Annotated in this window: 14 protein-coding genes; 5 read left to right on the top strand and 9 right to left on the bottom strand. The window is 57.0% G+C overall.

The window, feature by feature from the left end; all coding sequences use genetic code 11:
- Window positions 1-45: 45 nt before the first annotated feature.
- Both ABWO67_RS04335 and ABWO67_RS04330 read right to left on the bottom strand, forming a co-directional pair.
- The gene (locus tag ABWO67_RS04335) at window positions 46-1,455 is read right to left on the bottom strand and encodes an FAD-dependent oxidoreductase (RefSeq protein ID WP_353148033.1); all 1,410 of its coding nucleotides are present in this window, start codon (window positions 1,453-1,455) and stop codon (window positions 46-48) included.
- A gap of 37 nt (window positions 1,456-1,492) precedes the next feature.
- On the bottom strand, window positions 1,493-1,885 hold the full coding sequence (locus tag ABWO67_RS04330; protein WP_353148031.1) for a nuclear transport factor 2 family protein: 393 nt from the start codon (window positions 1,883-1,885) through the stop codon (window positions 1,493-1,495).
- 313 nt (window positions 1,886-2,198) lie between these two features.
- Between ABWO67_RS04330 and xsc the strand changes: the two genes are divergently transcribed.
- The gene (gene xsc / locus ABWO67_RS04325) at window positions 2,199-3,995 is read left to right on the top strand and encodes a sulfoacetaldehyde acetyltransferase (RefSeq protein WP_353148028.1); all 1,797 of its coding nucleotides are present in this window, start codon (window positions 2,199-2,201) and stop codon (window positions 3,993-3,995) included.
- A gap of 4 nt (window positions 3,996-3,999) precedes the next feature.
- Window positions 4,000-5,016, top strand: a complete 1,017-nt coding sequence (gene pta, locus ABWO67_RS04320) for a phosphate acetyltransferase (RefSeq protein WP_353148025.1) — start codon at window positions 4,000-4,002, stop codon at window positions 5,014-5,016.
- On the opposite strand, the gene ABWO67_RS04315 is transcribed toward pta, so the two are convergent.
- Genes ABWO67_RS04315 through ABWO67_RS04305 form a run of 3 tightly spaced genes read right to left on the bottom strand, consistent with a single transcriptional unit; the run spans window position 4,993 to window position 8,515 of the window.
- Window positions 4,993-6,699, bottom strand: coding sequence for a cobaltochelatase CobT-related protein (locus ABWO67_RS04315; RefSeq protein ID WP_353148023.1), 1,707 nt, complete (start codon window positions 6,697-6,699; stop codon window positions 4,993-4,995). The two genes, pta and ABWO67_RS04315, sit on opposite strands and share 24 nt — an antisense overlap.
- Before the next feature lie 6 nt (window positions 6,700-6,705).
- Complete coding sequence (locus tag ABWO67_RS04310) at window positions 6,706-7,683, bottom strand: AAA family ATPase (protein ID WP_353148021.1); 978 nt, start codon at window positions 7,681-7,683, stop codon at window positions 6,706-6,708.
- 19 nt (window positions 7,684-7,702) lie between these two features.
- Complete coding sequence (locus ABWO67_RS04305) at window positions 7,703-8,515, bottom strand: IclR family transcriptional regulator (protein WP_353148019.1); 813 nt, start codon at window positions 8,513-8,515, stop codon at window positions 7,703-7,705.
- Between the two features lie 108 nt (window positions 8,516-8,623).
- On the opposite strand from ABWO67_RS04305, the gene ABWO67_RS04300 reads away from it, so the two are divergent.
- From ABWO67_RS04300 to ABWO67_RS04290, 3 genes are read left to right on the top strand one after another with little or no spacing between them, the layout of a single operon-like run.
- On the top strand, window positions 8,624-9,685 hold the full coding sequence (locus ABWO67_RS04300; protein ID WP_353148017.1) for an FAD-dependent oxidoreductase: 1,062 nt from the start codon (window positions 8,624-8,626) through the stop codon (window positions 9,683-9,685).
- A gap of 17 nt (window positions 9,686-9,702) precedes the next feature.
- Window positions 9,703-9,924 (top strand): sulfur carrier protein ThiS, encoded by a 222-nt coding sequence (gene thiS / locus ABWO67_RS04295; RefSeq protein WP_353148015.1) that lies wholly within the window; start codon window positions 9,703-9,705, stop codon window positions 9,922-9,924.
- Window positions 9,925-9,926: 2 nt separating this feature from the next.
- A complete protein-coding gene (locus tag ABWO67_RS04290) occupies window positions 9,927-10,724 on the top strand; it encodes a thiazole synthase (protein ID WP_353148013.1) in 798 nt (265 codons plus the stop codon).
- A gap of 60 nt (window positions 10,725-10,784) precedes the next feature.
- On the opposite strand, the gene typA is transcribed toward ABWO67_RS04290, so the two are convergent.
- The 4 genes from typA to infB all read right to left on the bottom strand — a co-directional run.
- Window positions 10,785-12,605, bottom strand: a complete 1,821-nt coding sequence (gene typA, locus ABWO67_RS04285; protein WP_353148011.1) for a translational GTPase TypA — start codon at window positions 12,603-12,605, stop codon at window positions 10,785-10,787.
- Window positions 12,602-13,357, bottom strand: a complete 756-nt coding sequence (truB, locus tag ABWO67_RS04280; protein WP_353148009.1) for a tRNA pseudouridine(55) synthase TruB — start codon at window positions 13,355-13,357, stop codon at window positions 12,602-12,604. The genes typA and truB overlap by 4 nt, the downstream gene beginning before the upstream one ends.
- A 33-nt stretch (window positions 13,358-13,390) precedes the next feature.
- Window positions 13,391-13,801, bottom strand: a complete 411-nt coding sequence (rbfA, locus tag ABWO67_RS04275; protein ID WP_132637112.1) for a 30S ribosome-binding factor RbfA — start codon at window positions 13,799-13,801, stop codon at window positions 13,391-13,393.
- Window positions 13,802-13,803: 2 nt separating this feature from the next.
- Window positions 13,804-16,843 (bottom strand): translation initiation factor IF-2 (gene infB, locus ABWO67_RS04270; RefSeq protein ID WP_353148005.1); only part of this gene is annotated, 3,040 nt, incomplete at its 5' end.

Raw genomic sequence — 16,843 nt, 5'->3', positions numbered from 1 at the left:
GCTTAGTGTAAAAGCCAGATGCCCCGACAAAGAGGCGTCTGCAACTTAAAAGCGTTCGTCGCGCAAATAATAGTACTTATACAGCATGGCCTGGCCTAACCGCCTGAACGGCGCGAACAAGTGCCCTGGCAAGGGGGAATTATAGATCGGCAAATCCCAGTGCTTTCCATCTTTGCCCATTATTCTTTCCGCGAGGCGACGCCCTGCGTGGGCCGAGAAAGAAACCCCATTGCCGCCATATCCAAAAGCATAGAAGACTTGCTCCTTGGGATCCGGCTGCGTAATGCGCGGCATCATGTCATGGCTGACATCCACCCATCCCCACCATGAGTACGCAATAGGAATATTGCGCAGAGTAGGAAACTTGCGGTAAAGGCCTTCTTTAAGAAGATCCAGATGACGGCTATTTTGCGCATCGGCGCCTGTCAATGCGCTGCGGCTTCCTATCTGCATAGAACCGTCGGGCAACAAGCGGTAGTAGAAACGCAGGGTACGCGTATCGGTGATGAATGTCGTGCTTTTAAGCCCGGCCTCCTCACGCTCTTGCGGTGTCAGCACCCTGGTGACCATCGAGTTCGACAAAATCGGCATGATCTTGTTGCTAAGCGACTTGTGCAGGCCCTGCGGCGTATAACCGCCGGTCGCTACAGCGACCCGGCGAGCGCGAACCACACCGCCAGGAGTACGCAAATGATGCACGCCGTTGATGGTTTCCCAACCCAGCACCGGACTGGCCGGGTGAATTTTTACGCCCAGCGCGCGCGCCTTGCGTATGTAGCCAAAGGCAAGCTTCAAGGGATGCACACCGACGCCATCGGGTTCATACAGGGCCCCTGCCGCCTCCTGGTCGGCGACATAGCGTTCATGCAGTTCCTCGCGGCTCAACATGCGCGTGTCATACCCAAACACATCTTTCATGACACGGCATTCATTTTCCAGAAAAGCCATTTTCTTGGGACGATGTGCGGTGTACAAATGGCCGCCAGGCTGTGCATCGCAATCGATGGTGTCGACCAGGCTTTTCCAGTATTCAAAACCGCCATGTATTTCGGCGTCCAGCCGTTTAGCCGTATCCAGGCCCCAGCGCTGTATCCACTGCGAACGATAAAGCCGGCCGGACGCATTCTGCCCCTGCCCGCCATTGCGGCTGGTGCAGCCCCACACCGCCCGGTTGGCTTCAAGAACGACTGCCTTTACGCCATGTTCCTGGGCAAGATTCAATGCCGTTACCAAGCCCGTGAAGCCTGATCCGATCACCACGACATCTGCATCAAAGTCGTGATCTACCGGACCGTCGTCCTCAGGCGGCGTACCGGCCGTACCCACCCAATAGGTAGGCGCGTAAGCCTGTCCACGGCCTGTGGCCGACACCAACGGATCGTAACGGGGATCGTAAGGGCTTTCTTTAAAAGATCCCGATGGCAAGGGATCCGTGATTTCAGGGTTGGCAGCCATTATTACTCCATGAGTTCATATACGGAATTTTTCTGCCTTAGACTTTGGCGGGCAAATGCGGACGATTCTTGCGGAATGCATTTTTCAGGATGATCTTGCCGTCCCGGAATTCAAGCAGGTCGACCATATTGGCTTCAATCAAGGAACCATCCGCCGCGGTGCCGGTAAATGTCGACTCCATGACGCCATGGTCTCCAGCGGCCCAGCATGAAGCGTTCAGCCATTGCGCATCCGGTATGGTTTGCCAGGCTGCCTCAAACGCCTTGCGCACAGCGGCAACGCCCTCATGGCGCGAACCATAGACCTCGGGCCCTGCGACCGTTTCGAACACACAATCCTCGTGCATGAAAGACATCAAGGCGTCGATATCATGGCGATTCCATGCATCTCCGAAAGCCTGAATGGTCTGTATCAATTTTTCATTGGACATTACTGCTATCTCCCTTTGGTTCCCGCATACAAATGCATAGTTCAAGATTTACCTATGTAAGGTAGGAGATGGCGCCTTCTGGGTCTAGGGCCAGTGGCAACGTTTCGCATAAGCCAGTTGAAAAACCCAATACCGGCCAAACGAAACTATTTGTTCCGTAAACGAGATATTTGTTTGACTTTTTATTTTTCACAGATAGAATGCAAATAAATAACAAATATCGGAATAAATCATTTCATTATCTATAAGTCACCCAGCTTCGGCGATAACGAAACAGGCTCCGACTTATACCTCTTCACACAGGAATACAGCCATGACCACGACTACCAACGCTCCAGTGACCGGGCCTCAGAAGATGACACCTTCTGAAGCCTTTGTAGAAACGCTAGTTGCCAACGGCGTTACTGAAATGTTCGGCATCATGGGCTCCGCCTTCATGGATGCCATGGATATTTTTGCTCCAGCCGGCATCAGCCTCATTCCCGTCGTTCACGAACAAGGCGCCGGCCACATGGCCGACGGCTATGCCCGCGTCAGCGGCCGCCACGGTGTTGTCATCGGCCAGAACGGCCCCGGCATCAGCAACTGCGTAACCGCTATTGCCGCCGCTTACTGGGCCCACACACCGGTCGTAATCATCACTCCCGAAGCGGGCACCATGGGCATAGGCTTGGGCGGCTTCCAGGAAGGCAATCAACTGCCTATGTTCCAGGAATTCACCAAATATCAGGGCCACGTCACACACCCTGCGCGCATGGCCGAATACACTGGCCGCTGCTTCGATCGCGCCATGTCGGAAATGGGTCCGACACAACTGAATATCCCACGCGATTACTTCTACGGCGAAATCAAGACCGAGATCCCACAACCCCAGCGCCTGGATCGTGGCGCAGGCGGCGAAGGCAAGCTTAACGAAGCCGCAGAGCTCTTGGCCAATGCCAAGTTCCCCGTCATTATCTCGGGCGGCGGCGTTGTCATGGGCGATGCCGTCGAAGAATGCAAGGCATTTGCAGAACGTCTCGGCGCGCCGGTCGTCAACAGCTACTTGCATAACGACTCCTTCCCGGCAAGCCATCCCTTGTGGTGCGGCCCGTTGGGCTACCAAGGATCCAAGGCAGCCATGAAACTGATCGCCAAGGCCGACGTCGTCGTTGCACTGGGCACGCGCCTGGGGCCATTCGGCACACTGCCTCAGCACGGTATGGACTACTGGCCCAAAGACGCCAAGATCATCCAGATCGACGCCGACAACAAAATGCTGGGCCTCGTCAAGAAAATCACTGTCGGGATTTGCGGCGACGCCAAAGCGGCTGCGGTCGCATTGACCCAGCGCCTGGAAGGCAAGACACTGGTCTGCGACGCCACCAAGGAAGCACGCGCCAAAGACATTCAGGCCGAAAAAGCAGCCTGGGAAAAAGAGCTCGACGAATGGACTCATGAAAAGGATCCGTTCAGCCTCGACATGATCGAAGAGCAAAGCAAAGAACCCGGCAACTATCTGCACCCACGCCAAGTACTGCGCGAGCTGGAAAAGGCCATGCCCGCGGACGTCATGGTCTCGACCGACATCGGCAACATCAATTCGGTGGCCAACAGCTATTTGCGCTTCGAGAAACCACGCAGCTTCTTCGCACCCATGAGCTGGGGCAACTGCGGCTACGCCTTCCCCACCATCATCGGCGCCAAAGTCGCAGCGCCACACCGCCCTGCCATCTCGTACGCCGGAGACGGCGCCTGGGGCATGAGCCTGATGGAAACCATGACATGCGTACGCCACAACATCCCGGTGACCGCAGTGGTGTTCCACAACCGCCAATGGGGCGCCGAAAAGAAAAACCAGGTCGACTTCTACAACCGTCGATTTGTTGCCGGTGAGCTCGACAACCAAAGCTTTGCAGATATTGCCAAGGCCATGGGCGCGGAAGGTATCGTGGTGGACAAGCTGGAAGACGTTGGTCCGGCACTGAAGAAAGCCATCGACATGCAAATGAATGAAGGCAAGACCACGATTATCGAAATCATGTGTACCCGAGAGCTGGGCGACCCGTTCCGTCGCGATGCCCTGTCCAAGCCAGTGCGCCTGCTCGATAAGTACAAAGACTACGTGTAAAACCATGAATCTGCTTGATCGCATCCTGAACCGGGCACGCCTGGATCTCAAACGCATCGTGCTTTGCGAGGGTGAAGACCCTCGCATCTTGAAGGCGGCCAGTCAGGCCGCCGATGAGAAGCTTGCACACATTATTCTGGTTGGCGACAATCAGAAAATACAACTTGCGGCGCAGGAATACGGATGCGATCTGGCAGGGATAGAACTGGTGGATCCGCGCACATCCCCTTTGGCGCCGCAGCTCACGCAAACCTTGCTTGAGCTGCGGCAAAAGCGCGGCATGACACCAGAGCAGGCTGCGGAAGCCATTTTGCGACCGGTGACATTCGCCGCGCTGATGGTCCGCCAGGGCCATGCAGACGGCTCGGTCGCCGGCGCGGTTCTGACCACGGCCGAAGTAGTACGCACTGCCATCCAGATCATTGGAACCCGGCCCGGAACCAAGCTGGTTTCGAGCTTTTTCCTGATGCTAAGGGAGCAGCCTTTCCACACCAACACCCAAGCCATGATTTTTTCCGACTGTGGTCTGGTCATCGACCCGGACGAGGAAGAACTGGCCGAAATCGCTTTGGCGGCAGCAACCAGCGCCAGACAACTGCTCGATGAAGAGCCTAGAGTCGCCATGCTGTCGTTTGCCACTGATGGCAGCGCGCATCACGCCAAAGTAGATAAAGTGCGCCATGCGACCGAACGCGTACGCGCCCAACGACCGGAACTGACGATAGCCGGAGAAATCCAGCTGGATGCGGCCATCGTGCCGGAAATTGCCGATCGGAAAACCCCTGGCTCTGCGCTGCACGGGCAGGCCAACGTATTGATATTCCCGAATCTGGATGCGGCCAATATCGGCTACAAGCTCACCGAACGACTCGGCGGAGCAAGCGCCATAGGCCCGCTCCTGCAAGGCCTGAATAAGCCCGCCAACGATTTATCCAGAGGTTGCAGTGCCCAGGACGTATATAAGGTGATCGCCGTAACAGCGGTCCAGGCACAAGACTCAACGCCTGCGGCGTCCGCTTAGCAGATACAGAAACTCATCAAACACAGAGTTATCCAGCCCTTCGGACAAGTCGACCGCCATGGAGCGCTGGTAATAGGGGCTCAGATCCAGTCCCACCCCCAAGCCTATAATTTCAATTCCGTACTGTTGCCCATATTGCCGAACAACCGCCTTTAAATGGTTATCCAGATAAAAGGCGTCGTTGGCCAAATTCGTTGCGCTGTCCATCGGACAACCGTCAGACAGCACGACCAGAATGCGCCGCTCGACATCACGCTCCAGCAAGCGCTGACTGGCCCACTGCACGGCTTCACCATCTATCCCTTCCCTGAACAGATCGGCTTTCATCAGCGCCACGATCTGTGAACGAGCTTGTCTCCACGATGTATCTATGTCTTTGAATACCAAGTGGCAGGCTTCATTCAAGCGCCCTGGCGCATCGGGACGACCCTGCGCGAACCAGTCTCGCCGCGCACGTCCGCCATTCCAGGCCAGCGTCGTAAAGCCAAGGATTTCCGTACCGACACCGGCCTGCCCCAGCGCCCGCATGAAGATATCCAGCATCAAGGCCAGCGTTGTGCTGTACTGTTTCATTGAGCCGGAACAATCAACCAGAAAGCTGACTGCGCAGTTCGATACCGGTACGTACTGGTCGCGGCGAAACAGACGTCGCTCGCCGGGAGAACTAATCAACTGCGCCAGGCGGCGGCCGTCGATGACACCCTCCTCTTCGCCAAAACGCCATCCGTTGCGCTGCGGCTTGGCGAGCAATACACGCAATGCGCGTGAAAGCTTGGCAACGTTTACACCCTGCTTTGCCAAGCGTTGATCCAACTGCTCTCGATACTCTTGCAACAAGGCTTTGCGCACCAGGCTTGACGCCGCAATTTCCTGATCATACTGATTGGTAAAGACACGATACTGCCCACGCGACGCGATGAATGCCGCGCTGTCGCCGGTATGGGCAACAGCAAAGTCCTCGCCTTCGTCCTGCTCGAAATCCAGCGACAACGTGAATGCGCCACGCCTGGCATTGGCAGTTTCGGGACTATCTTCATATTCACTTTGCACCCGCTCGCCAATATCGCGGGCTATCTGCAACGCATACTCGGCAAAACTAGCCTGATCGTGGCGGCAGCGCCGAATTCCGGCAAATGCCTTGCCCAAACCCGGAGCCAGTGCGGCACGGGTCGGTTCCAGCAAGTCCTGTATGTGCTCGGGCAGCTCGTGCGCCATCAAGCGGCTCCAGGTTATTTGCGAGAACGCAAACAGCAGTATGCCCAGGCTAGTCTCGGTCGCGCCCGAACCAAGAAAAGCATCCGACCAGGTTTGGTAGCGCAATATCAAATTACGCCTTACTCCCGGTAATGATTCCGGCGCCAAAGATTCCACCCGCAACTGCTCAAGCCACTCAAATATCAGCCGCTCGATAGGCTGATCGGGAATCCGCTTTTCATGCTCGACCGGATCGGAAAGCAGCAACCGCAACGCCTGGCTATCGGCGACACCGCGATATGACGCCAGCGAATCAATACCCGGCTTCAACTGCAAGTGCGGTGCATGCGCCGGGACCCGCTGATTGTCGTTGTACAGTCGCCCGCCTTCAAAATGCAACTGCGTATTGCCCGTAAGCGCCCGCAGCACCACTGCCGATAACTCTTCGGCCCTTTGCTGATACCGGGTACGCTTCTGGATATCGCCCATGGCTGGCTAACGCAGCGCTTGCGGGCTGGATTCGAGTATTTCGTCGTCGAAACTGCGCTGGTAGTATTCCGCTACGGTTGCGCGCTCCACGTCTTCGCATTTGTTTAAAAAGGACAGACGGAACGCCAGCTTAATATCGGAAAAAATCTGGCAGTTCTCGGCCCAGGTAATCACTGTTCTTGGCGACATCAGCGTCGATAAGTCGCCGGCCTCGAACCCCTTGCGGGTCAGGTTTGCCAGGCTGACCATCGCCTGTACCAGGCGCCGGCCGCGCTCAGTATCAAGCTCGGGAACACGCGCCAACACGATTCCCAGCTCATCCTCAGGACTGAGATAATTTAAGGTAGCGACAATATTCCAGCGATCCATTTGCGCATGGTTCAGCATTTGCGTGCCGTGATACAGCCCATTCAGGTTGCCCAGCCCTATGGTATTGGACGTAGCGAAAAGGCGGAAATTCGGATTGGGCTGTATAACGCGATTCTGGTCCAACAGCGTAAAGCTGCCTTCACGTTCGAGGATGCGCTGTATGACGAACATGACGTCGGGGCGACCGGCATCGTACTCGTCGAATATCAGGGCGACGGGTCGCTGCAGCGCCCATGGAACGATGCCTTCCTGGAACTCGGTGATTTGCAGGCCGTCACGCACCACTATGGCGTCTTTCCCGACGAGATCCAGGCGGCTGATATGGCCGTCCAGGTTCACCCGCACGCACGGCCAGTTAAGACGCGCGGCAATTTGCTCGATATGGGTGGATTTGCCGGTGCCGTGCATGCCCTGCACCATGACGCGGCGATTGCGTGCAAAGCCCGCCAGAATGGCCAGGGTTACATCGTGATTGAACCGATATGCATCATCGATTTCCGGAACATGCTCGTCGCGCTCAATAAAGGCGGGAACCTGAAGGTCGGAATCCAGGCCGAACGTGGTTCTGACCGACACCTTGTGCATCATTGGCATACCGGCACTGACCTGAGACATGGTACATCCTCATCAAAATTTATGACTGCAGACCGTTGGACACTTCAATAGCCGCCAATGCTTTGGCCGCGCGCTGCAAAGCGGGCAAACACTGCAGAGATTTTTCCGCCGTCATACGCACAATAGGCGCCTGAATGGCAACAGCCATATTGGACTTGCCTTGCTCGATGGGCACCAGCACCGCTACGCACAGCAAGCCTGGCAAAAACTCTTCGTCGTCCATGGCATACCCGTCACGGCGTACGCGCTCGATCTCCGCCTCCACCTGTTCGGCGGTGGTCAATGTTTTATGCGTATACTTTTCCAGTACAGAATGGGCCAGCAAGCGGCGCCTCTGTGATGGCGTCATTTGCGCCAGAAACAGCTTGCCGCTGGCCGAGCAATGCACCGGCACCCGTGAACCCGGGTGCAAATAAAACCGCAATGGCGCCACGGTTTCGACGCGGTCCAGGTACAACACTTCGCTGCCGGAGCACGTTGTGATATTGCAGCTTTCCCCTACCTCTTCCACCAATTGACGCAGCACTGCATGCCTCGCACCATGTACTGTATTATTCAGCAAGAGATTCTCGGCCATGCGGCGCAGGCGCAAACCGGTGCTGTACTGCCGCCCGTCTCCGTCGCGCTGGATCATGCCGGCACCTTCAAGCTGCTGCAGCATGCGATGCAAAGTCGGCTTGGGCAGGTTCAGCTCCTCGACCAGGCTTTGCAGTGAAAAAAACTGGTCTTTCTGGGCAATGACTTCCAACAACGCGAAAAGACGCATGGTGGGTGTATTACCATCGATTTTTTGATCATCCGACAAGGAAGAAATAGCAGTCATGGCTTTCATATTTTAAATTTAGGAATAAATTGTACCGTTTTTTATAAAAAATGTTGACTATTACCTAAGCAAAGCCTAAATTTTATAAAAATTGTCCACATCCTATCAGGTAAATAAATGAATATTGGCATAGCCGGAGCAGGCCTGCTGGGGCGACTGCTTGCCTGTCTGCTTACGCAACAGGGCCATCAAGTCAGCATTTTCGATCCCGCCAGTGGCCCCGACGGCAGGGGTGCGGCGGGCTGGACGGCCGCAGGCATGCTGAGTCCCACTGCGGAACTGGAGTGTGCCGACCTGAACGTCTTCCAATATGGATTGCGGTCGCTGGCTCGCTGGGCGCAGATCATCCCGTCGCTGCCTGGCAGCGTCTCGTTGACGCAAGCAGGCAGCTTGCTGTTGGCCCATCGTCAAGACAGCGGAATGGCGCAACGCACGATAGGCTTGCTGAAACACAAGGCGCCGCCTGAGCATGCACCGCAGAGCTTGTCGCTGGAACAGCTATCGCAGTTGGAACCTGACATTCACGGCCCTACCCAGGCCTGGCTGCTGCCCAACGAGGGGCACTTGCATACCGTAGAAGCTATGGACGGCCTGTATCAAGCAGCAGTAGCCGCCGACTGGCACTGGAATCGGCCCGTTACCACCCTTGAACCGTATACCTTGAACACCGCTGATCAGGCCTATCGCTATGACCATGTATTCGATGTACGGGGTCTGGGGGCAAGGCCCGCATCGGCATCATCGAGCGCCCAGGCCAACACCGTTTCCTGCCAGAATGTTCGCGGCGTGCGCGGCGAAATATTTTGGCTGCACGCGCCTGGCGTCAGTCTGTTGCGCCCTGCAAGACTCATGCATCCACGCCATCGCGTGTACATGGTTCCGCGTACAGGTAATATTATTGTTGTCGGGGCTTCCGAAATTGAAAGTGAAGATCGATCCCCTGTATCACTGCGCAGCACGGTGGAACTACTGGCCGCGGCGCACAGCGTCATGCCGGGGCTCGCCGAGGCACGCGTGGTACATAGCGAAACCAACCTGCGTCCAGCCCTGATCGATAACCTGCCCCGCATCGAACACGAACCAGGCCTGACCCGCATCAACGGCCTGTTCCGACATGGCTGGCTTATTGCCCCGGCCTTGGTCGACGATGCCCTGGAACAACTTTTCTCCAACCTTTAAATGATTCGAGCTTATCTGTGAGCACTATCCGCATTACCCTCAATGGCAACGTCCATACGATATCCAAAGGCCTGACACTTGAAGCCCTATTGCAAGACCTGTGCGCCAATCAATCTGTAGCGCCATCGACAATAGCCAGCGCCGTCAACAGCCAGCATGTGGCGCGACATACCCGCGCCAGCGTCGTACTTAACGACCAGGACGTAATAACGACATTCGAACCTATCAGCGGAGGCTGAGCATGCCATTGTCCATCGCCGGCGTAACGCTGGAAAGTCGATTTTTCCTGGGTACAGCCGGATACCCTTCACCTCTGGTACTGGAGCAAGCCATTCAGGCCTCAGGCGCCCAAGTGGTGACGGTCGCCTTGAAACGCCAATTACCGCAAGGCGCCCAGGCCGGTTCGTCTGCCTCGGGTTCTCAGTCGTTTTTCCAACTGATCAAGCAAAGCGGCGCGCACCTGCTTCCCAATACCGCTGGCTGCCATACCGCATCCGAGGCCGTGGCCCTGGCCCATATGGCCCGCGAAGTGTTCGATACGCACTGGATCAAGCTGGAAGTGATAGGCGACCAGTACACCCTGCAGCCCGACCCTTTCGAACTGGTCAAGGCCGCGACCGAGCTCGTCAAAGAGGGGTTTGAAGTTTTTCCCTACTGCACCGACGATCTGGTCACCTGCTACCGTCTGCTCGATGCGGGCTGCCGTATTCTTATGCCGTGGGGCGCGCCGATCGGCTCAGGCCAAGGCCTGATCAACCCGTATGCATTGCGCACCCTGCGCGACCGTATCACCGACATACCGTTGATCGTCGATGCCGGCATAGGGTCGCCGATGGACGCCATGCAGGCCATGGAATTGGGTTTCGACGCGGTCCTGTTGAACTCGGCCGTCTCCAACGCCCATGATCCCGTGCTGATGGCCGAAGCCTTCAGGCTGGCCATTGATGGGGGGCGCAAAGCCTGGCAGGCCGGCATCATGGCTGAGCAAGATATGGCTGTAGCCACTACCCCCGTAACGGGAAGGCCATTCGTTCTATAAAAAAACCGCTACCCATCTTGCGATGGTGTAGCGGCTTTCAACTTGGCGTTCTAGAGACGCTTAGTTGGTTTCGCGCGAATGACGGCGACGCTCGTGTTCTTGCAAGTAGCGCTTGCGCAAACGTATGGACTTGGGCGTGACTTCAACCAATTCGTCATCAGAAATGAATTCCACCGCATATTCCAGCGACATCTGAATTGGCGGCACCAAATCGATATGCTCGTCTTTGCCCGACGAACGCACGTTGGTCAGCTTCTTTTCCTTGGTAGGATTAACCACCAAGTCATTATCGCGGCTGTGTATGCCGATGATCATGCCTTCGTACAACGGGTCTTGCGGCGACACGAACATGCGGCCACGCTCTTGCAACTTCCACAAGGCGTAGGCGACGGCGGTACCATCGTCCTGACTGATCAGCACGCCATTGCGACGCTCGCCCACACCGCCTTCGCGCATCGGAGCATAGTCGTCGAAAATGTGGCTCATCAGGCCGGTACCGCGTGTCAGGGTCATGAACTCGCCCTGGAAGCCAATGAGGCCACGCGCAGGAATACGATATTCCAGGCGCGTACGGCCACGGCCATCGGCAACCATATCCAACAAGTCGCCCTTGCGGCGGCCCAGCTCTTCCATGACACCGCCTTGATGGCCGTCTTCGATATCGACCGTCAAGAGTTCGAAAGGCTCGCAACGCACGCCGTCGATTTCTTTATAGACAACACGAGGGCGCGACACGGCAAGCTCATAGCCTTCACGACGCATGTTTTCCAGCAGAATCGTCAGGTGCAATTCGCCACGGCCGCAGACTTCGAAAATGGTATCGTCGTCGGTATCATTAACGCGCAAGGCGACGTTCGCTTTCAATTCGCGATCCAGGCGTTCGCGCAACTGACGGCTGGTTACGAACTTGCCTTCACGGCCAGCCAACGGCGAGGTGTTCACCATGAAGTTCATGGTCAGCGTAGGTTCATCGATACGCAGCATAGGCAAGGCGTCGTGTTTCGAAGGATCCACGATGGTGCAGCCAATACCGATTTCGTCGATACCGTTAATGAGTACGATGTCGCCGGCCTGCGCTTCGTCAACCAGCACACGCTCCAGGCCCTGGAACTTCAAGACCTGGTTGATGCGGCTCTTGATGGGTGCGCCATCGGGGCCAAACTTGACCACCACATCCTGGGCAGCGCGTATACGCCCGCGGTTGATACGGCCGATGCCGATCTTGCCCACGTAGGTGCTGTAGTCCATGGAAATAACCTGCATTTGCAGCGGGCCGTCAGGATCGTCTTCACGCTGGGGAACGTACTTGAGCACGGCCTCGAACAAGGGGCGCATGTCGCCTTCGCGCACGTCCTCTGTCAAACCCGCGAAGCCATTCAGACCCGACGCGTAAATCACTGGGAAGTCCAGCTGCTCTTCGGTCGCGCCCAGCTTGTCGAACAAGTCGAAAGTGGCATTGATGACGTGATCAGGGCGAGCACCGTGGCGGTCGACTTTATTGATGACGACGATAGGCTTCAAGCCCAGGGCCAGCGCCTTGCGCGTCACAAAACGCGTTTGCGGCATAGGACCTTCGACCGCATCCACCAGCAGCAACACACCGTCAACCATGGACAGCACCCGTTCGACTTCTCCGCCGAAGTCGGCGTGTCCGGGGGTGTCGATGATGTTGATGTGCGTGCCTTCGTATTCGACCGCACAGTTCTTGGCCAGAATCGTAATGCCGCGTTCTTTCTCGATGTCTCCGGAATCCATGACTCGTTCCGTCATTTGCTGGTTATCGCGGAAAGTTCCGGATTGGCGCAGCAATTGGTCTACGAGTGTGGTTTTGCCGTGATCGACGTGGGCGATGATCGCCACATTGCGCAAAGCGCGATTCATAATTCTTCCTTCGGTTTAAGGGTTGCTGGCTGTAAGCCGGCGGGCAAGGCATCTAGCGCGATTAAGGTAGTTTGAGGTGCAGACATAGCTTGCAAGGCTTCCAGCTCGATAGCATCGTCGAGTTGAAATGGCCCGACACTGGTACGGCGCAATGCCGTCAGGTGGGCGCCACAGCCAAGCTGGCGGCCAATGTCTTGCGCAAGAGTACGGATATAGGTGCCTTTACTGCACTGAACCACAATTTGCGCCTCAAGCCCGGTAAAGCTCAAGAGTTCCAGTTTGTAAATCGTGACGGGCCTTGGCGGCCTGTCTAGTACTATGCCCTGACGGGCGTATTCATACAACGGCTTTCCATCCCGCTTTAGCGCCGAATACATAGGCGGTATTTGCTCGATGTCGCCGCGGAAATTTTCAAGTACAGCTTCCAGCTCTTCCTGGACAACACCCTTGAATTCAGGGGCTGCGGTAAAAACCACGTTTCCAGTCAAGTCGCCGCTATCCGTTTCCTCGCCGAACCGCAGCGTGGCTACATAGCCTTTATCAGCATCCAGCATACAGCCGGCGATCTTGGTGGCCCGCCCCAGGCAGCACACCAGCAGTCCGGTAGCAAAAGGATCAAGCGTGCCGGTATGCCCCGCTTTGCGGGCGTCTAGAGCGCGCTTTGCGCGCTGCAAGGCGTGATTACTCGACAAACCTTCCGGTTTGTCCAGCAACAGGACACCATCGAGCATCTGCCCGCGTCGGGAAGCCATCGTTTATATATCCATGCAAAAACGATAGCCCCCTTAGGGCTGCTCGTCGGGATCCTCGGGTTCCGAGGGTTTGGAAGATTCGTTGTAAGGCCGATTGGCCTCGTCGATAAGCAGCGAAAGCTCTAGGCCACGCGCAAGCTGATCGTCGTGAAAAAAGCGTAGTGTCGGAACCGTGTGGATATGCAGCAGCTTGAACAGCAGCGAATGCAGCCATCCGGCCTTTTCGTTAAGCGCAGTGGTAGCCACCTCGGGCTCGGCGCCGAGCACACTGAAATAGACTTTAGCGTGCGCGTAATCGGCCGAGAGCTCGACACTGGTCAGAGTAATTAACCCCACGCGAGCCATATCGAGCTCGCGCTGGATCAGCCCGGCCAGATCCTTTTGGATCTGGTCGGCCAGCCGGGTATTTCGCCCCGGATTAGGTTTGGACTTATGACGTCCCATAATTATAGTGTCCGGGCCACTTCTTTGATTTCGAAGATTTCAAGTTGGTCACCGACTTCGATATCGTTATTGCCCTTCAGGGTGATACCGCAATCGAAGCCGAATTTGACTTCCTTGACGTCGTCTTTGAAACGGCGCAACGATTCGAGCCAGCCCGTCCAGTGCACCACGTTATTGCGCAGCAAGCGTACTTGCGAATCGCGGCGTACGACACCATCAGTGACCATGCAACCGGCAATGTTACCGATACGCGAGATACTGTAGACCTCGCGGATCTCGACCATGCCGATGACTTCTTCGCGTTTCTCTGGCGTAAGCATGCCGGACATTGCGTTGCGCACGTCGTCGATCGCATCGTAAATGATGTTGTAGTAACGCAAGTCTATGCCGTTGTTCTCGGCCAGTTTCTTCGCGCTTTGCTCGGCACGCACGTTAAAGCCGATGACTACCGCACGCGAGGCAATTGCCAGGTTGACGTCGCTTTCCGAGATGCCGCCGACCGCTGCGTGTACAACCTGTACCCGGACTTCGTCAGTGGACAGCTTGACCAGCGAGGAAACCAGCGCCTCTTGCGAACCCTGCACATCGGTCTTGACGATAAGCGCAAGGGTTTGCGTGCCTTCACCGATATTATCGAACATCGATTCGAGCTTGGCGGCCTGTTGGCGTGCCAGCTTGACGTCGCGGAACTTGCCTTGACGGAACAGCGCGATTTCACGCGCCTTGCGTTCGTCGACCATGGCGATGACCTCGTCGCCAGCCGCCGGCACTTCCGTAAGACCCTGTATTTCTACAGGAATCGAGGGACCGGCACTGTTAACAGGCTTGCCGTTTTCATTGAGCATGGCGCGGACCCGGCCAAAGCTTGCGCCGGCCAGCACCGCGTCGCCGCGATTCAAGGTACCGCTTAGCACCAGGATTGTTGCGACAGGACCGCGGCCCTTGTCCAGGCGTGCTTCGATTACGATACCCTTGGCAGGAGCGTCGACAGGCGCCTTGAGTTCAAGGATTTCTGCTTGCAGCAATACGTTTTCAAGCAAGTCGTCGATGCCCTGGCCTGTTTTGGCCGAAACACCGATAAAGGGAACGTCGCCGCCGTATTCTTCAGGCACAACCTGTTCGGCTACGAGTTCTTGCTTGACGCGTTCCGGGTTGCCATCGGGCTTGTCGATCTTGGTGATCGCCACGACCAGCGGCACACCAGCTGCGCGAGCGTGGTGTATGGCTTCCTTCGTCTGCGGCATAACGCCGTCGTCGGAGGCAACGACAAGAATGACGATATCGGTTGCTTTCGCACCGCGGGCACGCATGGCGGTAAAGGCCTCGTGTCCGGGAGTATCAAGAAAGGTCACCATACCGCGTTCGGTCTTGACGTTATACGCGCCAATGTGCTGCGTAATGCCGCCGGCTTCGCCGGAAGCAACCTTGGCACGGCGAATGTAATCAAGCAGCGAGGTCTTGCCGTGATCGACGTGACCCATGACGGTAACAACCGGTGCGCGCGGCAAGGCGTCAACCTCGGCTGCCTCGGTGATTTCGAGGAAAGCTTCCGGATCGTCGAGCTTCGCGGCGATTGCCACGTGACCAAGTTCCTCGACCACGATCATCGCGGTTTCCTGATCCAGCACCTGGTTAATCGTGACCATTTGCCCAAGCTTCATAAGATGCTTGATGACTTCGGCTGCCTTGACGGACATCTTGTGGGCCAAGTCGGCCACCGAAATGGTTTCCGGCACATGGACTTCGCGAGCAATGAACTCAACGGTTTGCGGTTCTTTACGTTCGGGCTGTGCATTGCGGTTGCGGCCGCCACGAGCGTTTCCGCCCTTGCCTGCTTTGCCGCCTGCACGCCAGCCATCACGGCTGGGGCTGGCCGGAGGCGCATCAGCCTTGGCTGCGGGCTTCTTGCGACCACTGTCATCCGTCCAGGAAGTGGAAACTTCCGTGGCCTTGACGACTTTTTTCGTATCGCCTGCAGCTGCCTTGCCATCTTTCTTGCCAGCCTTGGCCCCTGCCGGTTTGTGCAGGGTGCCGGAAATCGTGCCGGCCTCGGGTTCGGGCGCCTTCAGCACTTTGCGCGGACGGCTGAGCATTTCGCGCAGCGCTGCGGCTTCGGCCTCGGACGCACGACGAGCGCGTTCGCGGTCTTCATCGACCACCGGTGCTGGTGCGGGAACACGCTTGAAAGCGGTTTTGGCAGGCCTTGCGGAAACAGGTGCGCCAGTCTTGGCAGGCGTCTTATCGGAGGACGCCTTGTCAGCAGGCTTGGCTTCGGCTTTCTCGGCAGGCTTGACCGCCTCGGGTGCGGCAGCGGGTGCTTCCACAACGGGCTGAGCAGCTACCGGCTCCGCTTTAGCGGCGGCGTCTGCTGCGGGCTCGGCGGCTTCGACTGCCGGAGCTTCAGAAACAACAGGCGTATCGACGGGAGCTGTCGCCGCCACGTTAGCCTTATCGTCCTTAACCGGCTCGCTTTGCGGCTGGGCAGCTGGCGCCGTCACATCGGCGGCCCCGGCCGCCTTGACAGTAGGGGCTGCTTCAGGTTCGGGCGTGATCGCAGCGGGCTCGGCCGGCGCGGCGTCTTGATTGGCAACCGGCGCTTCAGCTTGCTTCAATGGCTCGGCAGTTGGCGCGGCTTGCACGGCGTCAGGAGCCTCGACAGATGCTGGGATAGTGGCAGAGGTGTCGACACTGACGTCAGAGTCCACAGGCAAATCGGCTTGCGCGGCCTTAGCCTCGAGCGCCAATTCGGATGGATCACGTTTGACGAACACGCGTTTCTTGCGCGTTTCCACCTGAATGGTGCGCGAACGGCCGGAACCGTCAGCCTGCCGAATTTCGGAAGTTTGACGACGAGTCAGCGTAATTTTCTTGCCTTCGGACCCGCCATGGGCGCGGCGCAACGACTCGAGGAGTTTCGCCTTATCCGCGTCGGTGACGGCATCGTCAACCGACTTGAGTTCAACGCCCGCCGAACGCAACTGCTCCAGCAGTACGTTCGCAGGCATTTTCAGTTCAACAGCGAACTGGGCGACGGTGTTACTC

It is taken from the genome of Pollutimonas bauzanensis, from assembly GCF_040393045.1.
Lineage (GTDB): Bacteria > Pseudomonadota > Gammaproteobacteria > Burkholderiales > Burkholderiaceae_B > Pollutimonas > Pollutimonas bauzanensis_A.
This window is presented reverse-complemented; position numbering and strand designations above follow the sequence as displayed.